At 70.0% G+C, this 19,658-nt stretch carries 16 protein-coding genes and 1 pseudogene; 9 read left to right on the top strand and 8 right to left on the bottom strand.

Going from position 1 to position 19,658, the window contains the following annotated elements:
- Nucleotides 1-43: 43 nt before the first annotated feature.
- The 4 genes from ACQRUO_RS32075 to ACQRUO_RS32060 all read right to left on the bottom strand — a co-directional run bounded on the left by ACQRUO_RS32075 (nt 44) and on the right by ACQRUO_RS32060 (nt 4,197).
- Nucleotides 44-529, bottom strand: coding sequence for a hypothetical protein (locus ACQRUO_RS32075; protein WP_428319637.1), 486 nt, complete (start codon nt 527-529; stop codon nt 44-46).
- A 103-nt stretch (nt 530-632) separates the two neighbouring features.
- Nucleotides 633-1,973, bottom strand: coding sequence for a UDP-glucose dehydrogenase family protein (locus tag ACQRUO_RS32070; RefSeq protein ID WP_428319636.1), 1,341 nt, complete (start codon nt 1,971-1,973; stop codon nt 633-635).
- 57 nt (nt 1,974-2,030) lie between these two features.
- Nucleotides 2,031-2,465 (bottom strand): NUDIX domain-containing protein, encoded by a 435-nt coding sequence (locus tag ACQRUO_RS32065; RefSeq protein ID WP_428319635.1) that lies wholly within the window; start codon nt 2,463-2,465, stop codon nt 2,031-2,033.
- 28 nt (nt 2,466-2,493) lie between these two features.
- Nucleotides 2,494-4,197 (bottom strand): asparagine synthetase B family protein, encoded by a 1,704-nt coding sequence (locus ACQRUO_RS32060; RefSeq protein WP_428319634.1) that lies wholly within the window; start codon nt 4,195-4,197, stop codon nt 2,494-2,496.
- A gap of 293 nt (nt 4,198-4,490) precedes the next feature.
- Between ACQRUO_RS32060 and ACQRUO_RS32055 the strand changes: the two genes are divergently transcribed.
- Entirely contained in the window at nt 4,491-5,879 is a 1,389-nt protein-coding gene (locus tag ACQRUO_RS32055) for a sporulation protein (RefSeq protein WP_428319633.1), read from the top strand.
- Between the two features lie 33 nt (nt 5,880-5,912).
- Here the strand turns inward: ACQRUO_RS32055 and ACQRUO_RS32050 are convergent, their stop codons facing one another.
- The 3 genes from ACQRUO_RS32050 to ACQRUO_RS32040 all read right to left on the bottom strand — a co-directional run bounded on the left by ACQRUO_RS32050 (nt 5,913) and on the right by ACQRUO_RS32040 (nt 10,206).
- Nucleotides 5,913-6,392 carry a DUF6262 family protein gene (locus ACQRUO_RS32050; protein WP_428319632.1) on the bottom strand — a complete coding sequence of 160 codons (480 nt, stop codon included), beginning with the start codon at nt 6,390-6,392 and terminating at the stop codon, nt 5,913-5,915.
- Between the two features lie 83 nt (nt 6,393-6,475).
- Nucleotides 6,476-8,422, bottom strand: a complete 1,947-nt coding sequence (locus ACQRUO_RS32045) for a tyrosine-type recombinase/integrase (RefSeq protein WP_428319631.1) — start codon at nt 8,420-8,422, stop codon at nt 6,476-6,478.
- A gap of 605 nt (nt 8,423-9,027) precedes the next feature.
- A complete protein-coding gene (locus tag ACQRUO_RS32040) occupies nt 9,028-10,206 on the bottom strand; it encodes a tyrosine-type recombinase/integrase (RefSeq protein WP_428319630.1) in 1,179 nt (392 codons plus the stop codon).
- Between the two features lie 87 nt (nt 10,207-10,293).
- Between ACQRUO_RS32040 and ACQRUO_RS32035 the strand changes: the two genes are divergently transcribed.
- From ACQRUO_RS32035 to ACQRUO_RS32025, 3 genes and pseudogenes are all read left to right on the top strand, one after another.
- On the top strand, nt 10,294-10,398 hold the full coding sequence (locus ACQRUO_RS32035) for a DUF4244 domain-containing protein (protein ID WP_428319629.1): 105 nt from the start codon (nt 10,294-10,296) through the stop codon (nt 10,396-10,398).
- The gene (locus tag ACQRUO_RS32030) at nt 10,388-10,831 is read left to right on the top strand and encodes a TadE family type IV pilus minor pilin (protein ID WP_428319628.1); all 444 of its coding nucleotides are present in this window, start codon (nt 10,388-10,390) and stop codon (nt 10,829-10,831) included. The genes ACQRUO_RS32035 and ACQRUO_RS32030 overlap by 11 nt, the downstream gene beginning before the upstream one ends.
- Nucleotides 10,831-11,433, top strand: a pseudogene (locus ACQRUO_RS32025) (Rv3654c family TadE-like protein); the annotation flags it as partial. The gene ACQRUO_RS32030 and the pseudogene ACQRUO_RS32025, both read left to right, overlap by 1 nt.
- A 204-nt stretch (nt 11,434-11,637) precedes the next feature.
- Here the strand turns inward: ACQRUO_RS32025 and ACQRUO_RS32020 are convergent.
- The gene (locus ACQRUO_RS32020) at nt 11,638-14,022 is read right to left on the bottom strand and encodes a DEAD/DEAH box helicase (protein WP_428319627.1); all 2,385 of its coding nucleotides are present in this window, start codon (nt 14,020-14,022) and stop codon (nt 11,638-11,640) included.
- A gap of 273 nt (nt 14,023-14,295) precedes the next feature.
- Between ACQRUO_RS32020 and ACQRUO_RS32015 the strand changes: the two genes are divergently transcribed.
- The 5 genes from ACQRUO_RS32015 to ACQRUO_RS31995 all read left to right on the top strand — a co-directional run bounded on the left by ACQRUO_RS32015 (nt 14,296) and on the right by ACQRUO_RS31995 (nt 19,540).
- On the top strand, nt 14,296-14,637 hold the full coding sequence (locus ACQRUO_RS32015) for an anti-sigma factor antagonist (protein ID WP_428319626.1): 342 nt from the start codon (nt 14,296-14,298) through the stop codon (nt 14,635-14,637).
- 142 nt (nt 14,638-14,779) lie between these two features.
- Nucleotides 14,780-15,190, top strand: a complete 411-nt coding sequence (locus ACQRUO_RS32010) for an ATP-binding protein (protein ID WP_428319625.1) — start codon at nt 14,780-14,782, stop codon at nt 15,188-15,190.
- Nucleotides 15,191-15,727: 537 nt separating this feature from the next.
- The gene (locus tag ACQRUO_RS32005; protein WP_428319624.1) at nt 15,728-18,190 is read left to right on the top strand and encodes a sodium-translocating pyrophosphatase; all 2,463 of its coding nucleotides are present in this window, start codon (nt 15,728-15,730) and stop codon (nt 18,188-18,190) included.
- Nucleotides 18,191-18,315: 125 nt separating this feature from the next.
- The gene (locus tag ACQRUO_RS32000) at nt 18,316-18,684 is read left to right on the top strand and encodes a cyclophilin-like fold protein (RefSeq protein ID WP_428319623.1); all 369 of its coding nucleotides are present in this window, start codon (nt 18,316-18,318) and stop codon (nt 18,682-18,684) included.
- Nucleotides 18,685-18,883: 199 nt separating this feature from the next.
- Complete coding sequence (locus tag ACQRUO_RS31995) at nt 18,884-19,540, top strand: small secreted protein (protein WP_428319622.1); 657 nt, start codon at nt 18,884-18,886, stop codon at nt 19,538-19,540.
- The last annotated feature ends 118 nt before the right edge of the window (nt 19,541-19,658 follow it).

Genomic DNA, 19,658 nt, shown 5'->3' with positions numbered 1-19,658 from the left:
GCCGAGCCTTCCGGAAGGCTCGGCGGCACCTGCGCGTTCTGGGTCAGGCGGTCAGGTCGAGCGGGGCCACGTCATAGCCGGAGCACGGGGCGGCGGGCTTGCAGTCGTTGCCGGCCTGGCAGTCCGCTCCAGTGGTGGCCGAGTAGACCTCGGGGGCGGCGCCGTACCCGGCGGCCACGAGGGCGGCGACGGTCTCGCGGACCTTGTCGGGGGTGCCGTAGTTGTTGGCGGGCTCGTGGTGGATGAACCGGCCGCCGGTCAGCCGGGACATGAAGCTGAGGTTCTTGCGGGTCCGCCGCAGGGCGGCGTGCCAGACCTCGTCCATGTCGATGGTGAGCGCGTATCCGGCGAGCGGGTCGTCGGCGACGAGGGTGGCCCAGTCGGCCCACGCGGTGACCAGCAAGTCGATGTACTCGGTGGTGAAGCCGGGGTTCTCCTTGGCCACGTCGCGCCGCAGGTCGGCGGCGAACTCGGAGAACTCCCCGTCCAGCAGCTCAGCGCCGCGCGACCGGGTGATGGTGTCGCTCATGTGCTCCTCCTTCTCCTGATTCGGGTGTGGTGCGGGTCCCGCTACAACTGCTGGTGGTCCAGCGGCGGGCGCGGGGGCTGTGGGGACCGGGGGTGATCCCCGGTCAGGGGCGGCCGAGCGCGCGGAGGGTCCAGCCGGCCTCGCGCCAGCGGTCGGTGTCGAGGGTGCCGCGCGCGTCGATGACCTTGGGGACGGCGATGTGCTGGCGCAGGGCGGCCGGGTCGGCCTGGGCGTACTCGGGCCAGTCGGTCAGGTGCAGCAGCAGGGCGGCGGCGGTGAGGGCCGAGGCCGCGTCGTCGGCGTACTCGAGCGCCGGGTAGGCCCGGCGGGCGTTCTCCATCGCGGCGGGGTCGTGGACGGTGACCTCGGCACCGGCCCGGTGGAGGGAGTCGGCGACCGCGAGGGCCGGGGAGTCGCGGATGTCGTCGGTGCCCGGCTTGAATGCCGCCCCCCACACGGCGATCCGCTTGCCGACCACGGTGCCGCCGAGCATCTCGCGGGCGAACTGGACGGTGCGCTCGCGGCGGCGCTGGTTGATCGCGTCCACGTGCTGGAGGAAGGCGACGGCCCGGTCGGCACCGAGCTCCTTGGCCCGGTGCGTGAATCCGGCGAGGTCCTTGGGCAGGCAGCCGCCGCCGAAGCCGAGGCCGGGCCGCATGCCCTTGAAGCCGATGCGCTCGTCGTAGCCCAGGCCGAGCGCGAGCTGCTGGACGTCGGCGCCGGTCAGCTCGCACAGCTCGGCCATCGCGTTGATGAAGGAGACCTTGGTGGCCAGGAAGGCGTTCGCGGCGCCCTTGATCAGCTCGGCGGTGGGCAGGTCGGTGACGATCAGCGGGGAGCCCGCGCCCAGGATCTCCGCGTAGACCGCGCGGAAGATGGCCTCGCTGGTGGTGTCGCCGTCCTCGATGCCCAGCACGATCCGGTCGGGCCGCAGGGTGTCCTCGACGGCGAACGACTCGCGCAGGAACTCCGGGGACCAGGCGAGGTGGATGTTAGCGCCGGGGCGGGCGTGCTCGGTGAGGATCTGCCGCAGCTGGGCGGTGGTGCCGACCGGGACGGTGGACTTGCCGACGATCAGCGCGTGGTCGTGCAGCCGCGGTGCCAGGCGCCGCACGGCCGCCTGGAGGTGGCTGAGGTCGTAGGCGCCGCTGCCGGGCTGCTGGGGGGTGCCGACGCCGAGGAAGTGCACGTCGGCGAAGTCGGCGGCCTCCGCGTAGGAGGCGGTGAAATGCAGGGTTCCGGCTGCGGTGTGCTTGGCGAGCAGGTCGTCCAGGCCAGCCTCGACGAACGGGGCCTGGCCCTTGTTCAGGGCCTCGACCTTGTGGGTGTCGGTGTCCATGCCGATCACGTGGTGGCCGAGTTCGGCCATGGCGGCGGCGTGGGTGGCGCCGAGGTAGCCGCAGCCGATGACGCTGACCTTGAGCGGGGTCGTACCGGTGTTCAACGCGGAGTCCTTCCGGTGGGTGGAGGGGCGGCCCGCCCACCCACCGGGGAGGGCGGGTCAGGCGGGCCGGTTGGCCAGGTAGCGGTGGATGCCGTCGCGGATGAACGGCGGGATGTCCAGGACGGACAGGTGCTCGGGGTCGAAGAACTGGACCTTGACGCCCTCGGTGAGCGGCAGCTTGCTCTCGTCGCCGTTCCAGGTGGCGGCAAAGAAGGTGATCAGCTGGCCGGAGCCGTAAGCGTCCTTGATCTCGCACAGCTCGGTCAGCGGTCCTTCGGCGGTCAGGCCGGCCTCCTCGTGGAGTTCGCGGACGATCGCCTCGGCCGGGCTCTCGCCCTCATCACAGCCGCCGCCGAGCAGACTCCAGTGGTCGGGCCAGGCGATGCTGCCGAGGTCGTCGCGCAGGTGCATTAGGAGTTGGCTGTGCCGGTTGACGATGACGGCGACGGCGCCGCGCGCGGGGGCGGCCGTGGGCTGGGAGTCGTGGTCCATGCGCCCAACCTAGGGGCCGACGGCGCCCTCATGCGGCGGCCGTCACCGAGTCGGGTGAGGCCCAGACCGCCGTCATCAGGGCCTGCATCCGGGTGCGGTCGAACCGTCCGGCGGGCCGGAGTCCGGCCTCCAACAGCGGGCGAAGCGACGCGGGGGCCGGGTCGATGGCCCCGCTGATCTGCTCATCCGTCCAGGCGGACAGCTCACCGGTCAGCCAGGAAGGCACCGGGGAGGCGAAGCCGAGCTTGTCGGCCGACCCCCAGATCTCGCGCGGCAGGCCGAGCGACCGGGCGGCGTCGCGCAGGATGCGCTTCCCGGCGGCCGGATGCTCGATCTTGAAGGCGGCCGGGAGGCGGTAGGCGAACTCGACCAGGTCGCGGGCCAGGTAGGGCGAGCGCCGCTCCAGCCCGAAGGAGGAGGCGAGCTTGTCGGAGGTCTCCACCAGGGGCCGCCAGGAGGTGGCCAGATCGACCAGGGTCAAGGCCCGGGCGAGATCGCCGCCGGCCTGTTCCAGGCACTGGGCGACCTGGTCCCGAAGGCGGGCGTCCGGGTCGGGGCCGCGCAGGATCAGCCGGGTGATCGCCTCGACGGGCTCCAACTGCTTCCCGTCCTCGCCCCGGACCTTCGCCGCCAGCGGCCGGTAGGCCGTCAGGCCCGCGTCGAGCACCGCGTCCGGGCCGAAGAGCACCATCGCGTGCCGGACATAGCCCATCAGGAACTCGTCCGGGCCGAGCCCGCCGACCGCCACCCGGATGCCCCGTTCGGCGACCGCCTTGTAGGCCATGTACTCCGAGAAGGTGGAGGCGTTTCCCATCGGGTAGTCCAGGGCGGACATGATCGAGGGCAGCGCGGCCTTGAAGTCGGCGGCGGTCGGCTCCACGACCAGCAGCTCGGCGCCGATGTCCCGCGCGACCATCGCGGCGATCTTCGACTCGTCCAACCGGTCCTGACCGGGGTAGCGAACGGTGACGCAGACCTGGGGGCGCATCAGGTAGGCCAGCACCGAGGAGTCCAGGCCGCCGGACAGCAGCAGCGCGAAGTCACCGGCGGGGGTCCGCAGCGGCACCTGCTCAGCCAGCAGCACCGACAGGCGCGACAGCGCGGCCGGGTACGAGTCCACGAACGGCGCGACCGCCCCGAGCGCCCACCACGTGCGCTGATCGACCGATCCGGTGGCCACGTCGAAGGCCAGCACCGTGCCCGGGGCCAGCAGCTGGATGCCCTGGTAGGGCGTCTCGACTCCCGTGGGGGTCTCGAGCGACAGCATCTCGGGCCGGACCACGATCGGCGCGCTGCCGTACCCGGCCAAGGTGGAGACCTCGGAGGCGAACGCCAGCCGGCCTCCGTCGAGCCGCCAGTACAGCGGCTTCTCACCGAGCCGGTCGCGGGCCAGGAACAACCGCCCCTCGCGCGGGTCGTACACCGCGAGGGCGAACATGCCGTCCAGGCCGTCCAGGCAGGACGGGCCGAGCTTGGCCCAGGCCCGCAGCGCCAAGTGAGCGTCCGTGTCGTCCGGCCCCAGCTCGATACCCCAGGCCACGGCCTGCTGCCGGTAGTTGTAGATCTCGCCATTGAACGTCACCAGCACGCCGCTGGCGTCATCCGTGTAGGGGCCGGTGGGACCGGCCGGGTTGACGATGCGAAGCGAGTTCATGGCCAGCACCGCGCGGCCGTCCAGGGCGGCAGCGTGGCCGGTCCCGTCCGGCCCCCGGTGCCGCTGAACCTGTCCCATGGCCGCGACGACGTTCGTGTGCCGCACGGCGTCCGGCCCTGCCAGACCAGCGATTCCGCACATGGTTCACCCCCGGTCGAGGAGAGAGTTGGTGGGCCGCTGCCGAAGCGGGGTCCTACCGGTGCGGCAGCGGCCAGGACACCAGGAAACCGCTGACGGACAATCAGAGGGAGGCTCACAAGGGGGGCTCACAAATCGCGAATCGGGTTCACCGACCGACGCATTGGCAATACGCTGAGTCACCCGCCCGGGGCGATCGGCCCCGAGAACCCGCCCACCGAGGGAGCCCCGCTGTGGCAGCGGACCAGCCTCGCACCAGGAAGCAGAACGCCGACCTGGCCCGGCTCGTGGAACTCTCCGGCGCCAGCCACAAGGCGCTGGCCCACCGCGTCAACCAGCTCGCCCGCCAGGCCGGCGCGGAGACCGACTACACCCACACCAGCGTCGCCAACTGGGTCCGCCGTGGCATGACACCCCGTCAGCCCGTGCCCGGCCTGTTGGCCGCCGCGCTCGCCGAACGCCTGGGCCGCCCCGTCACCGTGGCAGAGATCGGTATGGGCGACGGGCAGACACCAGACGCCTCCATGGGGTTGGATTTCGCGCGTGACCCCGCCGACGCCGTGCGCGTCGCCAGCGCCTTCTGGAGAAACGTGGACCGCCGCGACTTCGTCACCGGAACGTCCTTCGCCATCTCGGCCTTCACCACCCCGTTCGCCCGGTGGCTGATCAACCCGGCTGACAGCGAGGCCAGCCACCGGGGCGGGCGCCAGGTCGGCCGGGGCGATCTGGACGAACTACGCGAGGCCGCCGACGAAGCCCGCCGCTGGGACTCCAAGTACGGCGGCGGGAACTGGCGGGCGAACGCGGTCACCGACTGCCTCAAGCACCGCGCCGACCCGCTGCTGACCGGCACATACACCGACGCCGTCGGCGCCGAGCTGTTCTCGGTCACCGCCGAGCTGTCCCGTCTCGCAGGCTGGACCGCCTTCGACGTCGGCCAGCACGACGCTGCCCAGCGGCACTTCATCCAGGCCCTCCGCCTCGCCAGGGCCGGCGGCGACGTCCAGCTCGGCTGCTACGTGCTCACCACCATGGCCATGCAGTCCCTGATGCGCGGCTTTGCCGGAGAAGCCATCGACATGGCCCAAGGCGCCTATGAGCGGGCCAAGGACACCGCCGCACCCCGCGTGCTGGCCTTCAACAAGCTGATCGAGGCCCGAGCACACGCCCGCGACGGCGACTCCAAGGCCGCCTCCCGAGCCCTTGCCGCGTCCGAGGCCCTGCTTGGCCAAGCCCGCGGCGACGGCGACGAGCCCGCGTGGATCGACTTCTACAACCACGCCCGGCTCTCCGCCGACGCCGCTGAGATCCACCGCGACCTCAAGAACCCGAAAGCCGCACTCGCCTGGAACCAACAGGCCACCGCCATGGCACCCGGCGTCTTCACCCGCTCCGTCGGCATGCGCCTGGCCATCGTCGGCACCGCCCACCTCCAAGACCGCGACCTCGACCAGGGCCTCGCCCTCGGTAACCAGGCCATCGACATCCTCGCCCGCGTCCAATCCACCCGAGCCCTCGATTACGTCCGCGAGTTCACCACCGCTCTTGATCCCTGGCGCCGCGAAGCCCGAGTAGCCGACTTCGTCCAGCGGGCCCGAACGGAACTCGCTATGGCTGTGTGACTCGCCGTCGCCAGCACAGGACTGGTGGTGCTCTCACAGGCTCTGGCTTCTCATCATCTGCCTCAACGACGACCTCAGAGCGCCGATGGTGTTCTCCGCCTCATCGAGTTTCTGGGACAGGAGTTGCTTCTGTCCCAGCGCATCTTCAAGCGCTCGCTGGGCCTGGTGCAGCTCGGAGGCAAGGGCTCGTGCTCTTGCCTCAACTTCCCCCAGGCCAGACTGATCTAGCTGCTGCCCTAGCCCCCGTTGGACCTTGGCACGAAGACGGTCCCTCTCCTCGCGGACCCTTTTCAACTCGGCTCGGGCAAGCTGGAGATCCACCGCCAAGCTCGCGGAACTGGCCGAAGTCCCGGCCTGGACCTCCAACTGCTTGGTCCTCCGCTGGGACCGCCTGGCTGACTCAATGTGCTCACGCACCCCCTCTGCATAGACGAGCCAGTTCGATACCTCAGCCTTCCGGGCAACTGCTAGAAAGCTGATGGGTTCCCCACTGGATTTCATGTCATCCAGCACCGCCAGCACCCTGGTTCGCTTGGAAAGGCTGTCGCGCTTCCTTGCTTCCCTCAGCACATCTGACGGAGTCCGTTTAGCTGTCATCAGACGGCCTTCGCGATTCGAGCGGGAACGGCAGGCATCGGGAGATCGACCGGCCCTCCGCGCAGACCTCCGGCCTTGAGACGCCGCATGACCTTGCTGGCCTCTTCAAGCTCTCTGCGCTCCTCATCGTCCATGTCCGCCATCTTCTCCCTGATTGCACCAACGACCGCCTCGTATGCTGCGAGTTCGGCCTCCATCCCCTTGATCGTCCAATCGGCTACCTCCATCGCCTTAGCGATTTCAAGCTTGGCCATTAGCGACCTTACTTGCTCCTCGATTGCCGGGAGATGTGACGGGTCGGGGCGATAGTGGCTGCAACCGGAGCACTGAAAGCGAATCGGGCATGCCTGTCCGCCGGCCTTCACGTTCGACGGTTCAATACAGTTCCCGAAGGGGACTGCCACAGAGCTCAGTTCGTAAGCTGTGTTAGAGGCCATTGGGGATGATTTCCCGGAGCGATCTATGACGTGACTTCGGAGCGTCTTCACAGCCTCGCGCTTGCGCTTGAGGGAGACGTTGTAGTAGCCCATGGTCACGTTTACGGTCTTATGGTCCATCAACTCCTTCAGTACATCGACCGGCGTTCCTGCATCGGCGTGGCGTTGAGCAAAAGAGAAGCGAAACGCGTACGGGAAGATGAGCGACCGGTCGAAGGGAACGGGCAGGCCATCCAAGCCGACTTCTTCGGAGTAGAGTTCGGGAATCGAATCGGCGAACCTCCTGACGATCACCGACAGGTCATTTGCGTTCATGGACTTGTTGACGCCAGTCGGGCCCTTAGCGGGGAACAGGAACTCGGCACTTTTGCTCGGAGTGGGAAGAGTGGCGCGCAAGCGTTGCCAGCTCTTGATCGCCTCGGCCGTCTCTCGGGTTAGCGGAAGGCGCCGACGCTTGCGCCGACCTTTGAAGTTGTCCCAAAGGAGGTAGTAGCCATCGCTGTTGCTCTCAAGACAGTTCAGGGCAAGCTTTGCCACTTCCTGTGGGCGTCGTCCGGTGTCTCGAAGAAGAATGTAAACAGTCTTGGCCATCGCGCGTATGGCATCAGTGCCCAACTGTCCGTAAGGGATGCCTCGGCCGAGCAGTTCTGAATGTGCATCGAGTTGACTAATGACGAACTCGGGGATGGCCTTGCCGATCTCCTCTTCGTTCGCCTCCTCATCCTTAATCGCATGTGTCTTGTGATAGGAGAAAGATCCTGGAAGGTCGTCAAGCAGGTCGTTGGCGCGACCGTGATCGATGATGTCCAGAAAATGCCTTAGCCAGCTGCGTTGGGTATGCGAGGTGAACGGTGCCCCGTCTTCCTTCTTAAGCTCTCTAAAGGCGTTAGCGATGGCCGTCATGTCGGAGAATCTGAGTTGGCTGACATCAGTGCCGCCGTTGGGACGTGCAGCTAGGACGTCGCTCGCCACGTGGCATGCGCGTACGGAACGGCGAAGTGCATAGCTGTACGGCTTTGTGGAGCGAGCCCAGTCCATCAGAACGTCGCGCAGCCATGCGACTTGGACCACTCCAAAGTCTACCGAGCCGGTGTTGCGGTAGCTCGCCGTCGATGAGGCCTTAGTCCTGATGCCGGCTGCCGCGAGATCCCAGACGAGCTTGTCTGTTGGCTTGATCCCCCGGAACTCCTCGAAGGCTCTCCGCATCTCGTGGCGCCACTCGCGGATGAGGCTCGTCCGGTTCGTGCCGGTCATCTTGAGAATAAGCCTCTCGAAGCTCATGTCGTCGAGTAGTGCGATGCTCCGCACGTCTGGCATGTGGAGAATCGTCTGACGGATCACGAAAGGCTCGATGCGCTGCCTTCTAAGGTCTCGTTGCTGGAGGGAGTACAGGATCTCCAGCCTGGCGGTCTCACGCAGCGGCCACAGGGAAAACTGTCCTGCGCCAAGAATTGGGGCAGTTCGCCGAGCCCAGGTCTCCCTGGCCTCAGTGGCGTCGGGGATGCCCATTTTCTGTCGATAGTGGAACCAGTTGTCAACATGCTTCCAGCACAGCATAGTTGGTTCGGTTAGTTGCGCGGTGCAGCCGATGATTGCGCACAGCGGTCGAGGGGGAAGCGGCTTCTGCTTTGCCATCCATGCTTGCTTGTCGGCATCGGGATGCCGGGAAGCATGGATTCGCCAAAGTGGCGCGTGTGCGCTGCACTGCCCACCGTCGCGTGCGTCGCGCTCGCAGTTCCCATTTGCCGCGATACATCTATCGGTCTCGCCACGTCGGGTCTTAGTGCGCTCCGGAGGAATGAAGGATGAGCAGAACTCTTCTATGCTCATAGCGAGGGACTTCCTCGCGCCCGCGCATGCAGTGCATATCTTGCTAGTCGTCAATATGTCGCACGCTTCGACAGCGCATTGCCTGATAGAGGTAAGCTCGTTTGTATGATCTCCCGAGAAGAGCAGAGTCTCGGGATTCCACTCGCCTATCCGCCAATTGGCGATTACTCTTTCCGCGAGCCATGCGGCCCACGTCGGCTCAAGCTCCTCGATGTTGAGAGAGGTGAGGTCGCGGATCTTCGTAAGTTCCGGGTGGTGGGCTGCGGCGCGATTTCCCTGAATCTTCAAAGCTGTGGCCTCTTGAACTTGGACGCCACAGACTCAATGGCGGCGCGCTTGGCTTCGTCTGACGTGTGGATGTACGGAGTCATGGACTGTGGAGAAACGTGTCCGGCAAGGCTCTGGATGACGTCCCTTGGGACATCGTCCTGCGCCCACTGGGTAATTGCTGAATGTCTGAGCATGTGAGGCCTTGCAGGGAATCCTGCGCGTTTAGCCAACCGGTCGAAGTTCTCTTTGGTCGATGCATAGCGCATGGGCTGGCCAAGTGGGGCATGGAAGAGATTGACGAAGACCAGATCGCTGCTGGACGCTTCGGGTACGCTGTCGCGCTCGCGCTGGTACTCGGCGTAGTAGTCGGCGACCGGTTCGGAGACAGGAATCGCGCGAGGGGTTCTCGTTTTTGCTAGCGCGCCGTTGGAGTTGAGCCGCCGTCGTACATGTACGTGAGGCCCCTTTTCACGGCAGCCGAACATCGTTGAGGACGACAGGAAGTGCATGTCCTCTCGGCGGAGGCCCAACGCCTCACCGATGCGCATCCCGGTGACAGCCAGTAGGTAGATGAGGAACCGATCGCGGGCGTGGCGGGCCGAATCGATCAGAGCATCGATCTGGTCGGGTGTCAGCCACTCGTAGCCCTCCACAGCGACTCTGAACTTGATGGCTCGCGCCCTGATGGTGCGGTAGCTACCGTCTTCGCCGGTATCGAAGCCAGGGGGCAGATGAGCGAGGTGCCGCGGCTCGCTCAACTGCTTCACCACAGACTCCGGCACGCGATCTGTCGCTATCGCTGCATGCCTAAGAAACTCGACCACGGCCGTCATATGGGCGTTGGCCGTGCCCTTGGAACGGTATCGGGGTTGGGAGGCGTTCCCCCTGCCCTGTCGCGCAATTGGCGTCTCAACGAGCCACTGCATGTACTGGCTCAGGTGGTGAAGCCTCGGCGTCGCCCAGTCGAGCCCGGCTGACTCGCAGTACCGCAAGTAGAGGGCAACCCGGCCAGCGTAGGCGCGCTGTGTGTTGGCGGAAGCGTCCGCCGCGCGAAGGCTTTGCAGGAAGCCGGCGGCTTCTGCATGCGGCTCGTAGTCAGCCGTAACAACGGTCCAGAGCTCGGCTCCGGTCAACGGGGAGGTCCCCTTGAACGCCACGAAAGAGGCTGGAAGCTGAGGTTCGGTCAACGTCACTGAATAACACCCTGATACCTGTGAGGCACGTAGCGAACGAACTGCTTGCCTCATGTGTCTTAACCTTGGAATGGACCCAAGATAACGGTGGCTGCGTGCGGCTTCGCCGCCCTGCTCTACAAGGTGGTGACGAGCGACACGGTGAGCGGAGCCTTGGCCGGGATGCTGGATCGCGCGCTCCATGCGGTCTGAGCCGCGGGGCAGGCCGACCGGCGGTGCGCCGACCGGGCGTGCCGGGCCCGGGCGGCCCGGGCGGTCGCCCCGGCGCGGGCCGGACGCCGGCTACGTCACCGCCGAGACGGCCGTGGTGCTGCCGACCTTCCTGTTGCTGACCGCGGTGCTGCTGTGGGGCGTGCTGACGGCAGCCGCGCAGCTCCGCTGCATCGACGCCGCCCGGGTCGGGGCTCGCTCCGCGGCCCGGGGCGATGCGGACGCGGTCGCCAGAGCCCGGGCTGCGGCGCCCCGAGGGGCCACGGTCCAGCTACTGGAGCAGGGCGACTCCGTCGAGGTCCTGGTCGCTGCGAAGTGCCTCGGGCCGGGCCGGTGGGCCTCGGCGGTGTCCATCACGGTCTCGGCACGGGCCGAGGCCCTTCGAGAGGACCGAAGTGGAAGGGAGTTGACGTGATGTCCGCACAGTCCGGCGGCGCACTGCCGCGCCGGCCCGGCCGGTGGCCGCGGCGGTACCGACCCCAGGCAGGCCCGCGGGCCGGGTGGCGCCCACGGTTCCGCGGGAGGTGGGCGCCACCCGCCCTCAGGCCGCAGCAGCCGCCGAGTGGCGGCGTGGTGGAGGCCGGCGAGCGGAAGCGTTCCCGAGGCGGGGCGCAGCCCGCGACTCGCGGGAAGGCCCGGGCTCACGGCGGGCGCTCGGAGCACGGGCGGCCCCGGGAGCCGGGCCGGCCCAGGGCCCGCGACGAGGGGTCGGCGACGGTCTGGCTGACCGCGCTGGCGTTCCTCGGGTGTGCGGTGTTCGGCGGTGCCGTGGCCTACGGGGCAGCGCTGGTCGCTCGGCACCGGGCGGAGTCGGCGGCTGACCTCGCGGCCCTCGCGGCGGCCGACCGCCTGCTGCTGGATCCGGACGGCGGCTGCGCTCGGGCCGCGGCGGTGGCGGCGGCGCAGCAGGCCGTGTTGCTCTCCTGCTCGCGGGACCTCGCCGCCGACAGCGTCGAGGTTGCGGTCGAGGTGCCGGTGCGCGGTGTGCGGCTGCCGGTCGGTCCGGCCGTCGCCCGGGCCCGGGCCGGGCTGGTCTGGGCCGTCGCCGGCTCCGACAAGCCCGACGCGGTCGACGACGCCCTCCCGCTGCTCGCGCAGCCCCACCGCGAACGGCTCCCGGCGCCGGCCCGGCCCCCGCGCCCGGTACCGCGTCGCCGGCCGCCATCGACACCGCCAGCAGCACCGCCACCGCCACCGCCAGCAGCTCCGCCACCGGCCCCGCTACTTGCGGCCCGCACGACCGCCCGGGTCAGGGTCGCCGGCCCCCTCCTCGACCCCGTCCTCAGCGCTCTCCGGGGCGCCGGCCAGCAGTGTGGTCAGCAGGCGGACGGCGCCCGCCTTGTCCAGCGGGTCGTTGCCGTTGCCGCACTTGGGCGACTGGACGCAGGACGGGCAGCCGCGGTCGCACTCGCAGGCCGCGATCGCGTCCCGGGTGGCGGTGAGCCACTGGACCGCGCGCCGGAAGCCGTGTTCGGCGAAGCCCGCGCCGCCCGGGTGCCCGTCGTAGACGAAGACGGTCGGCAGCTGGGTGTCGGGGTGCAGCGGTACCGAGACGCCCCCGATGTCCCAGCGGTCGCAGGTGGCGAAGAGCGGGAGCAGGCCGATCGAGGCGTGCTCGGCGGCGTGTGCGGCCCCGGGCAACTGGTCGAACGGGATCAGCGCGTCCAGCAGTTGCTGCTCGGTGACGGTCCACCAGACCGCCCGGGTCCGCAACGTCCGGGGCGGCAGGTCGAGCTTGCTCTCGCCCAGGATCTCGCCGGTGGAGATCCGCTTGCGCAGGAACCCGACCACCTGGTTGACGACCTCGACCGACCCGAAGTTGAGGCTGCCCTCGCCCCAGGCCACGCTGCGCTCGGTGCCGAGGACCGAGATGGCCGTGGTGTCCCGCGCCGCCGTGGTGTACGAGGGGTTCGCGGGCTCGACCAGGGCGACCGAGGTCTCCAGGTCGAGTTCGCCGACCAGGTAGGTGCGGCCCTGGTGGAGGTGGACGGCTCCGGTGTGCACCGTGGTGTGCGCGGCGGCGGCATCGACGGTGCCCAGCAGCCGGCCGGTGGTGGCCTCGACGATCTGGACCGGGTTCCCGCCGCTGCCGCGCAGGTCGACGGCGTCGGCCGCCCGCTCCCGGCGGGTCCAGTACCAGGAGCCGTCGGCCCGCCGGCGCAACAGGCCCCGCTGTTCGAGGACCGGCAGCAACGGGGCGGCCGAGGGCCCGAAGAGCTCCAGGTCGGACGGCCCGAGCGGGAGTTCGGCGGCGGCGGCGCACAGGTGCGGGGCCAGCACGTGCGGGTTGTCGGGGTCGAGGACGGTCGCTTCCACCGGGTGGGCGAAGAGTGCCTCGGGGTGGTGCACCAGATAGGTGTCCAGCGGGTCGTCCCGGGCGATCAGCACGGCGAGGGCGCCCTGGGCCTCCCGTCCGGCGCGGCCGGCCTGCTGCCAGAGCGAGGCGCGGGTGCCCGGGTAGCCCGCCAGCAGGACCGCGTCCAGCCCGGAGACGTCGACGCCGAGTTCCAGGGCGGAGGTGGAGGCCAGGCCGAGCAGCCGGCCGGAGTGCAGGTCGCGTTCCAGCGCGCGGCGCTCCTCGGGGAGGTAGCCGCCGCGGTAGGCGGCGATGCGGTTGGCCAGTGGCGCGTCCAGGTTGTCCTGGGCCTGCAGGGCGACCAGTTCCGCGGCCCGCCGGGAGCGGACGAAGGCCACGGTGCGGGTGCCGGCCGCGACGAGGTCGGTCAGCAGGTAGGCGGCCTCGGTGGTGGCGGTCCGCCGGACCGGGGCGCCGTGCTCGCCGACGTGCTCGGTCAGCGGCGGCTCCCACAGGGCGAAGACCAGTGGGCCGCGCGGCGAGGCGTCCTCGGTCACCGCGACTGCGGGCAGGCCGGTGAGCCGCTCGGCGGTCGCGGCCGGGTCGGCGGTGGTCGCGGAGGCGAGCAGGAAGGCGGGGTCGGAGCCGTAGCGGTGGCAGAGCCGGCGCAGCCGGCGGAGCACCTGGGCGACGTGGGAGCCGAACACGCCGCGGTAGCCGTGGCACTCGTCCACCACCACGTAGCGCAGCGTCTTCAGGAAGGAGGACCAACGGGCGTGCGCCGGCAGGATGCTCCGGTGCAGCATGTCCGGGTTGGTGAGCACGTAGCTCGCGTACTGGCGGACCCACTCGCGTTCCTGCGGTGGGGTGTCGCCGTCGTAGAGCGCCGCGCGCACCCGGGGCGGGGCGAGTTCGGCGGCCCGGCGGCGCTGGTCGGCGGCCAGCGCCTTGGTCGGGGCCAGGTAGAGGGCGGTCGCGCCGCGTCCGTTCGGTGCTTCGGTGCCGTCCAGCAGGTCGCTCAGTACCGGGGCCAGGTAGCCGAGGGACTTGCCCGAGGCGGTACCTGTGGCGATCACCACAGTTTGGCCGGATTTGGCCAGATTCATCGTCTCGGTCTGGTGCGCCCACGGCTCTGCCACACCGAGTTCTGCGGCGCCGGTGCGGATCTCGGTGCGGATCGACTCCGGCCACGGGGCATGGCGGGCCGGGCGCGCGGGGAGATGCTCCGTATGGGTGAGTCGGTCCGAGCGGCCCCGCTGGGCGACCAGGGCGTCGAGCAGGGCCTCGGGCAGGCGTTGGCTGGGCGGCATGGAGACCCAGTGTGTCACTGGAGTGACCGACAATCGCGGCAAGCCATCGTGCGGGCATGCTGCCAGGTGGTTGAATGATGCGGTGGCGGCCAGTTGGCCGGGCCGGCGGTACCTGGGCCGGTCACTCGGCCATGCGGTGGAACCGTCCGGCGGTGCCGAGCGCCAGGGATGGCGGCGGCAGTCTGGCCGGGACCAGCAGTTGGGATCGGTCGGTGCCGCCCGACTCGCCGTAGAACGCAATATGACGTAGCAAGGCAAGGTGCTGGAGGTTCCGTGGACCTGTCCCTGTCGACCCGTACAGTCGGCGACCGCACGGTCGTCGAGGTTGGCGGCGAGATCGATGTGTACACCGCCCCTAAGCTTCGCGAGCAGCTGGTCGAGCTCGTCAACGACGGCAGCTACCACCTGGTCGTCGACATGGAGGGCGTGGACTTCCTGGACTCGACCGGTCTGGGTGTCCTGGTGGGCGGTCTGAAGCGGGTGCGCGCCCACGAGGGTTCGCTCCGCCTGGTCTGCACCCAGGAGCGCATTCTCAAGATCTTCCGGATCACCGGTCTGACCAAGGTGTTCCCGATCCACCAGACGGTGGACGAGGCCGTCTCCTCGACCGACTGACCCCGTGGGCCCGGGTCGGCCGACTGCGGTCGGCCCGGGCGCGCTGCGGTCGCCCGGCCGCGCGCTGCCGTGCAGCGACACGACCGGTGCGGTGACAGCGACGACACCTTCGAGGACGCGGCGACAACTCCGAGAGGAAGAGATGGCAACCGTCGAACTGCGATTCAGTCCCCTCCCCGAGCACGTGCGGACAGCGCGGCTGGTGGCGGCGGCGGTGGCCAGACGGGCGGGCGTCGACGAGTCGGTCCTCGACGAGGTCCGGCTGGCGGTCGGTGAGGCCTGTTCGCGCGCGGTCGGCCTGCACCAGCAGGGTGACCCCGGCGGCGCTGTCCGGGTGGCGCTGATCGACCAGGAGAAGCGTTTCGTCATCGAGGTCGGCGACGGCGCCGGCACGTTGAGCGAGCTGGCCCGGTCGAGCGCCGAGGACGGACAGGACGGCGCCGACGACACGCTCGGGCTCGCCGTGATCACCGGCCTGGTGGAGGACGTCGAGGTCGGCCGGGACGACGCCGGCGGACTGATCCGGATGAGCTGGCCGGTCAACGTGGCCTGACCCGGCGCACGGAACCGGCCTGACCCACGGCGCGGCGGCCGGCGCTCCGGCATCGGCGCACCCACGGCCTGCGCCTCGCACTCCGCGTGCCTCCACCCCACGCCCCACGTGCCCACGCCCCGTGCCCCGCGCGGCCCGCTCCCGGTGCCGCCGGCCCTCACGCATGCGCGTCCGCCGCCATCGCCGCGGAACGCCAGTGCCCCGGGTGACCGGCGTGCTCCGACGATCTCCGAGCGGCTGACGATGGTTCAGTGACCGCTGCAGTTCCGGAGTTTCCGGATGCCTGCAGTGGCGTGAAGAAACGAACAGACAATCATGGCACCCCCGAAAACCCGGGTTTTTCGGTGGCGCCCATGATTCTTTCCGTCCGCTGCTGCCCGCGGTCTATATCAATCCCCCGATGATTCCTACACTCGCTTCTGGATATCCGGTCGGGATATCCGGCCGGGCCGGCGAGTCCGGTCCGGCCGCCTGTGCCACCAGAACCACTTGCGTGCCGTACGGACAGGTCGGCGCGCCGGTCGTCGGGGAGGACGCATGGCCGGATTCACGATCATCGGTACCGTTCCCATCACATCTGACGCGCTGAAATACGTCTCAGCAGCACCGGTACGACCACGAATCTTGGACGTTCTGGCCGATGGGTCGTCAAGCGGCTCGTCAGCCGGTGCAGTTCTGACCGGCGGCAACCGCCTCTTGGTGCTGCTCATCGCGCTGGTTGCGCTGGGCGCGCTGGGGGTCGCGGTGCTGCTGGTCCGTCAGGTCCTGGCCGCCGACGCCGGAACCCCGACGATGCGGCGGATCGCCGGGGCCGTCCAGGAAGGCGCGAACGCCTACCTGGCCCGCCAGTTCCGCACCCTGGGCGTCTTCGCGGTCGGCGCCTTCTTCCTGCTGATGCTGCTCCCCGCCGACAACTGGTCGCAGCGGCTGGGCCGGTCGGTCTTCTTCCTGGTCGGCGCCGCCTTCTCGGCCGCCACCGGCTACCTGGGCATGTGGCTCGCGGTGCGGGCCAACGTCCGGGTGGCCGCGGTGGCCAAGGACGTGGTCGCGGGCCAGGAACAGCCCGCACAACACCGCGCGATGCGGATCGCCTTCCGCACCGGCGGTGTGGTCGGCATGTGCACGGTGGGCCTCGGCCTGCTGGGCGCGACCGTCGTGGTGCTGATCTACCAGGCGAACGCGCCCAAGGTGCTGGAGGGCTTCGGCTTTGGTGCCGCGCTGCTGGCGATGTTCATGAGGGTCGGCGGCGGCATCTTCACCAAGGCCGCGGACGTCGGCGCGGACCTGGTCGGCAAGGTGGAGCAGGGCATCCCCGAGGACGACCCGCGCAACGCCGCCACCATCGCGGACAACGTCGGCGACAACGTCGGCGACTGCGCCGGCATGGCGGCCGACCTCTTCGAGTCCTACGCCGTGACCCTGGTGGCCGCGCTGATCCTGGGCCGCGCGGTCTTCGGCGACTCCGGACTGGTGCTGCCGCTGCTGGTGCCGGGCATCGGGGTGGTCACCGCGGTGCTGGGCATCGTGGCGGTCTCGCCGCGCGCCCGCGACCGCAGCGGGATGGCCGCGATCAACCGCGGCTTCTTCCTCTCCGCCGCCGTCTCGCTGCTGCTGGTCCTGGCCGCCGTCTACCTGGAGCTGCCGGCGAGCTTCGGCGCCCTGCACCACGTGCCGGACAGCATCCGCAACCACCGCGGCGACCCGCGGCTGTTCGCGCTGGCCGCCGTGCTGATCGGGATCGTGCTGGCGGTGCTGATCCAGCAGCTGACCGGCTACTTCACCGAGACCAGCCGGCGCCCGGTGCGCGACGTCGGCCGCAGCTCGCTCACCGGCCCGGCCACCGTGGTGCTCTCCGGCGTCTCGCTCGGGCTGGAGTCGGCGGTCTACTCGGCGGTGCTGATCGGTGCCGCGGTCTACGGCGCCTACCTGTTGGCCGGCAGCTCGATCGTGCTGGCGCTGTTCGCGGTGGCACTGGCGGGCACCGGTCTGCTCACCACGGTCGGGGTGATCGTGGCGATGGACACCTTCGGCCCGGTCTCGGACAACGCCCAGGGCATCGCCGAGATGTCCGGGGAGGTGGAGGGGGCCGGCGCGCGGGTGCTGACCGAGCTGGACGCCGTCGGCAACACCACCAAGGCGATCACCAAGGGCATCGCGATCGCCACCGCGGTGCTCGCGGCGACCGCGCTGTTCGGCTCCTTCACCGACGCGATCAAGGATGCGGTGGGCACCGCGGGCGGCCCCGCGGTGATCGGCAACCCGCTCGGGCTGAGCCTGGACATCTCGCAGCCGAACAACCTGGTCGGCCTGCTGCTGGGCGCCGCAGTGGTCTTCCTCTTCTCCGGGCTGGCCGTCAACGCGGTCTCCCGCTCGGCCGGTTCGGTGGTCTTCGAGGTGCGCCGGCAGTTCCACGAGCACCCCGGGATCATGGACGGCAGCGAGACGCCCGAGTACGGCAAGGTGGTCGACATCTGCACCCGGGACGCGCTGCGCGAGCTGGCCACCCCGGGGCTGCTCGCGGTGCTGGCACCGATCGCGGTGGGCTTCGGCCTCGGGGTCGGCTCGCTCGGCGCCTACCTCGCCGGTGCGATCGGCTCGGGCACCCTGATGGCGGTCTTCCTGGCCAACTCCGGCGGCGCCTGGGACAACGCCAAGAAGCTGGTGGAGGACGGGGCGCACGGCGGCAAGGGCAGCGAGGCGCACGCCGCGACGGTGATCGGCGACACGGTGGGCGACCCGTTCAAGGACACCGCGGGCCCGGCCATCAACCCGCTGCTGAAGGTGATGAACCTGGTCTCGCTGCTGATCGCGCCCGCGGTGGTGCGGTTCAGCTACGGCGCGCACGCGAGCGCGGGCCTGCGCGGTGCGGTGGCGGCGGTGGCGGTGCTGCTGGTGGTGGGCGCGGTCTACCTGTCCAAGCGGCGCTCGGTGGACGTCGCGGAGAGCCCGGGCGCGGTGGAGGCCATCGGCGGGGAGGCGGTGGCGCCGGCCGGCGGCTGACCGCGACCTGGACCACCGGGCTGACCAAGGCCTGGACCGGTCTGGCCGAGGTGCGGGTGCGTGTGGTGGGATCCCGGTTGACAAATTGTTGAGCAACAAGTTGTTGAACCGGAGAGGGAGACCCCATGCGGATCCGCATCCTCTGGCCGGCCGGCCAGGCCACCGCGACCCTGCGCACCACCCCCACCAGCGAGGCGCTCTGGGCCGCGCTGCCGATCAGCGCCTCGGCCAGCACCTGGGGCGAGGAGGTGTACTTCGGCACCCCGGTCAGCGTCCCGCGGGAGGCCGACGCGCAGCAGGTGGTGGAGCCGGGCACGGTGGCGTTCTGGACCGACGGCGACAGCCTGGCCCTGCCGTACGGGCCGACGCCGATCTCGCGCGGCGACGAGTGCCGGCTGGCCAGCCCGTGCAACCTGCTCGGCGCGCTGGACGGTGACCCCCAGGTGCTGCGCACCGTGCGCCCGGGCGACGCGATCCGGGTCGAGCGGGCCTGAACCGCGCGCACCCAGCGGGCCTGAACCGCGCACGTCGAGCGGGCCTGAACCGCGGCACGTCCAGCGCGCCTGAGCGCCGCCGTACCTCGGGCCGGTCCGAGCGCTCCGCGGGGAACCGCGACAGGCGGCCGGACCGTCCCCGTTCCGGTGTCGGGTAGGTTCACCCGGGACGGATCGGGACTGGACGGAAGGCTCCCAGGTGGACGAGCGAGTGCTGGCGGACGGGCGATCCCAGGCGGCCGAACCGGGCCTGCGCGGCCCGGCCCGGGGAGCGACCCGCCGCCTGCTCACCCTGCCGCTGCTCGGCGTGCTGCTGGCCACCGGCGCGGCGGCCTGCTCCAGCGACGACAACAGCGCGGCCCTGGGCAACTGGGCCAAGCAGGTCTGCGACGGCGTGCGCGGTCCGGTGGCCCAGTCGCAGGACGCGATGAAGGACACCGGGGTGGTGAAGGCCGGCGAGGCGCCCGCCGACCTGCAGAAGCGGCTGGCCGCCGACCTCGGCAACCTGAGCACCGCCAACCAGCAGATTGCCGCCGCCATCAACAAGGCCGGGGCACCCAAGGTCGACAACGGCGCCGGGGTCCAGCAGGACGCGGTGACCGAGCTGAACCAGGCGGCCCAGGGCTACCAGGACGTGCAGAAGAAGGTGGCCGCGCTGCCCACCGACGACCAGGCGAAGTTCGCCGACGGTCTGAAGAGCATCGGTGACCAGGTGCAGCAGTTCTCCCAGCTCGCCACCGGCGCGCTCGCCAAGGTGCAGACCGGCGACCTGGGGAACGCGATCGCCAAGCAGCCCGGCTGCAAGAGCCAGGACACCGGCACGGCCGCCGGCGGCTCGCCGGCAGCCGGCGAGTAGGCCGCGGTCTGCTGCATGATGACCTGCGCGGTGATCTCCGGCCCGGCGTCCTCGTCGCCGCCCGGGATCAGGTCCTTCAGCACGATGCCGGCCAGCTCCAGGTCGACCGGCGAGCGGT

This window comes from Kitasatospora sp. LaBMicrA B282 (assembly GCF_050325825.1).
Taxonomy (GTDB): Bacteria; Actinomycetota; Actinomycetes; order Streptomycetales; family Streptomycetaceae; genus Kitasatospora.
The sequence above is the reverse complement of the archived record's forward strand: the minus strand, read 5'-3'. Positions and strand labels throughout refer to the sequence as shown.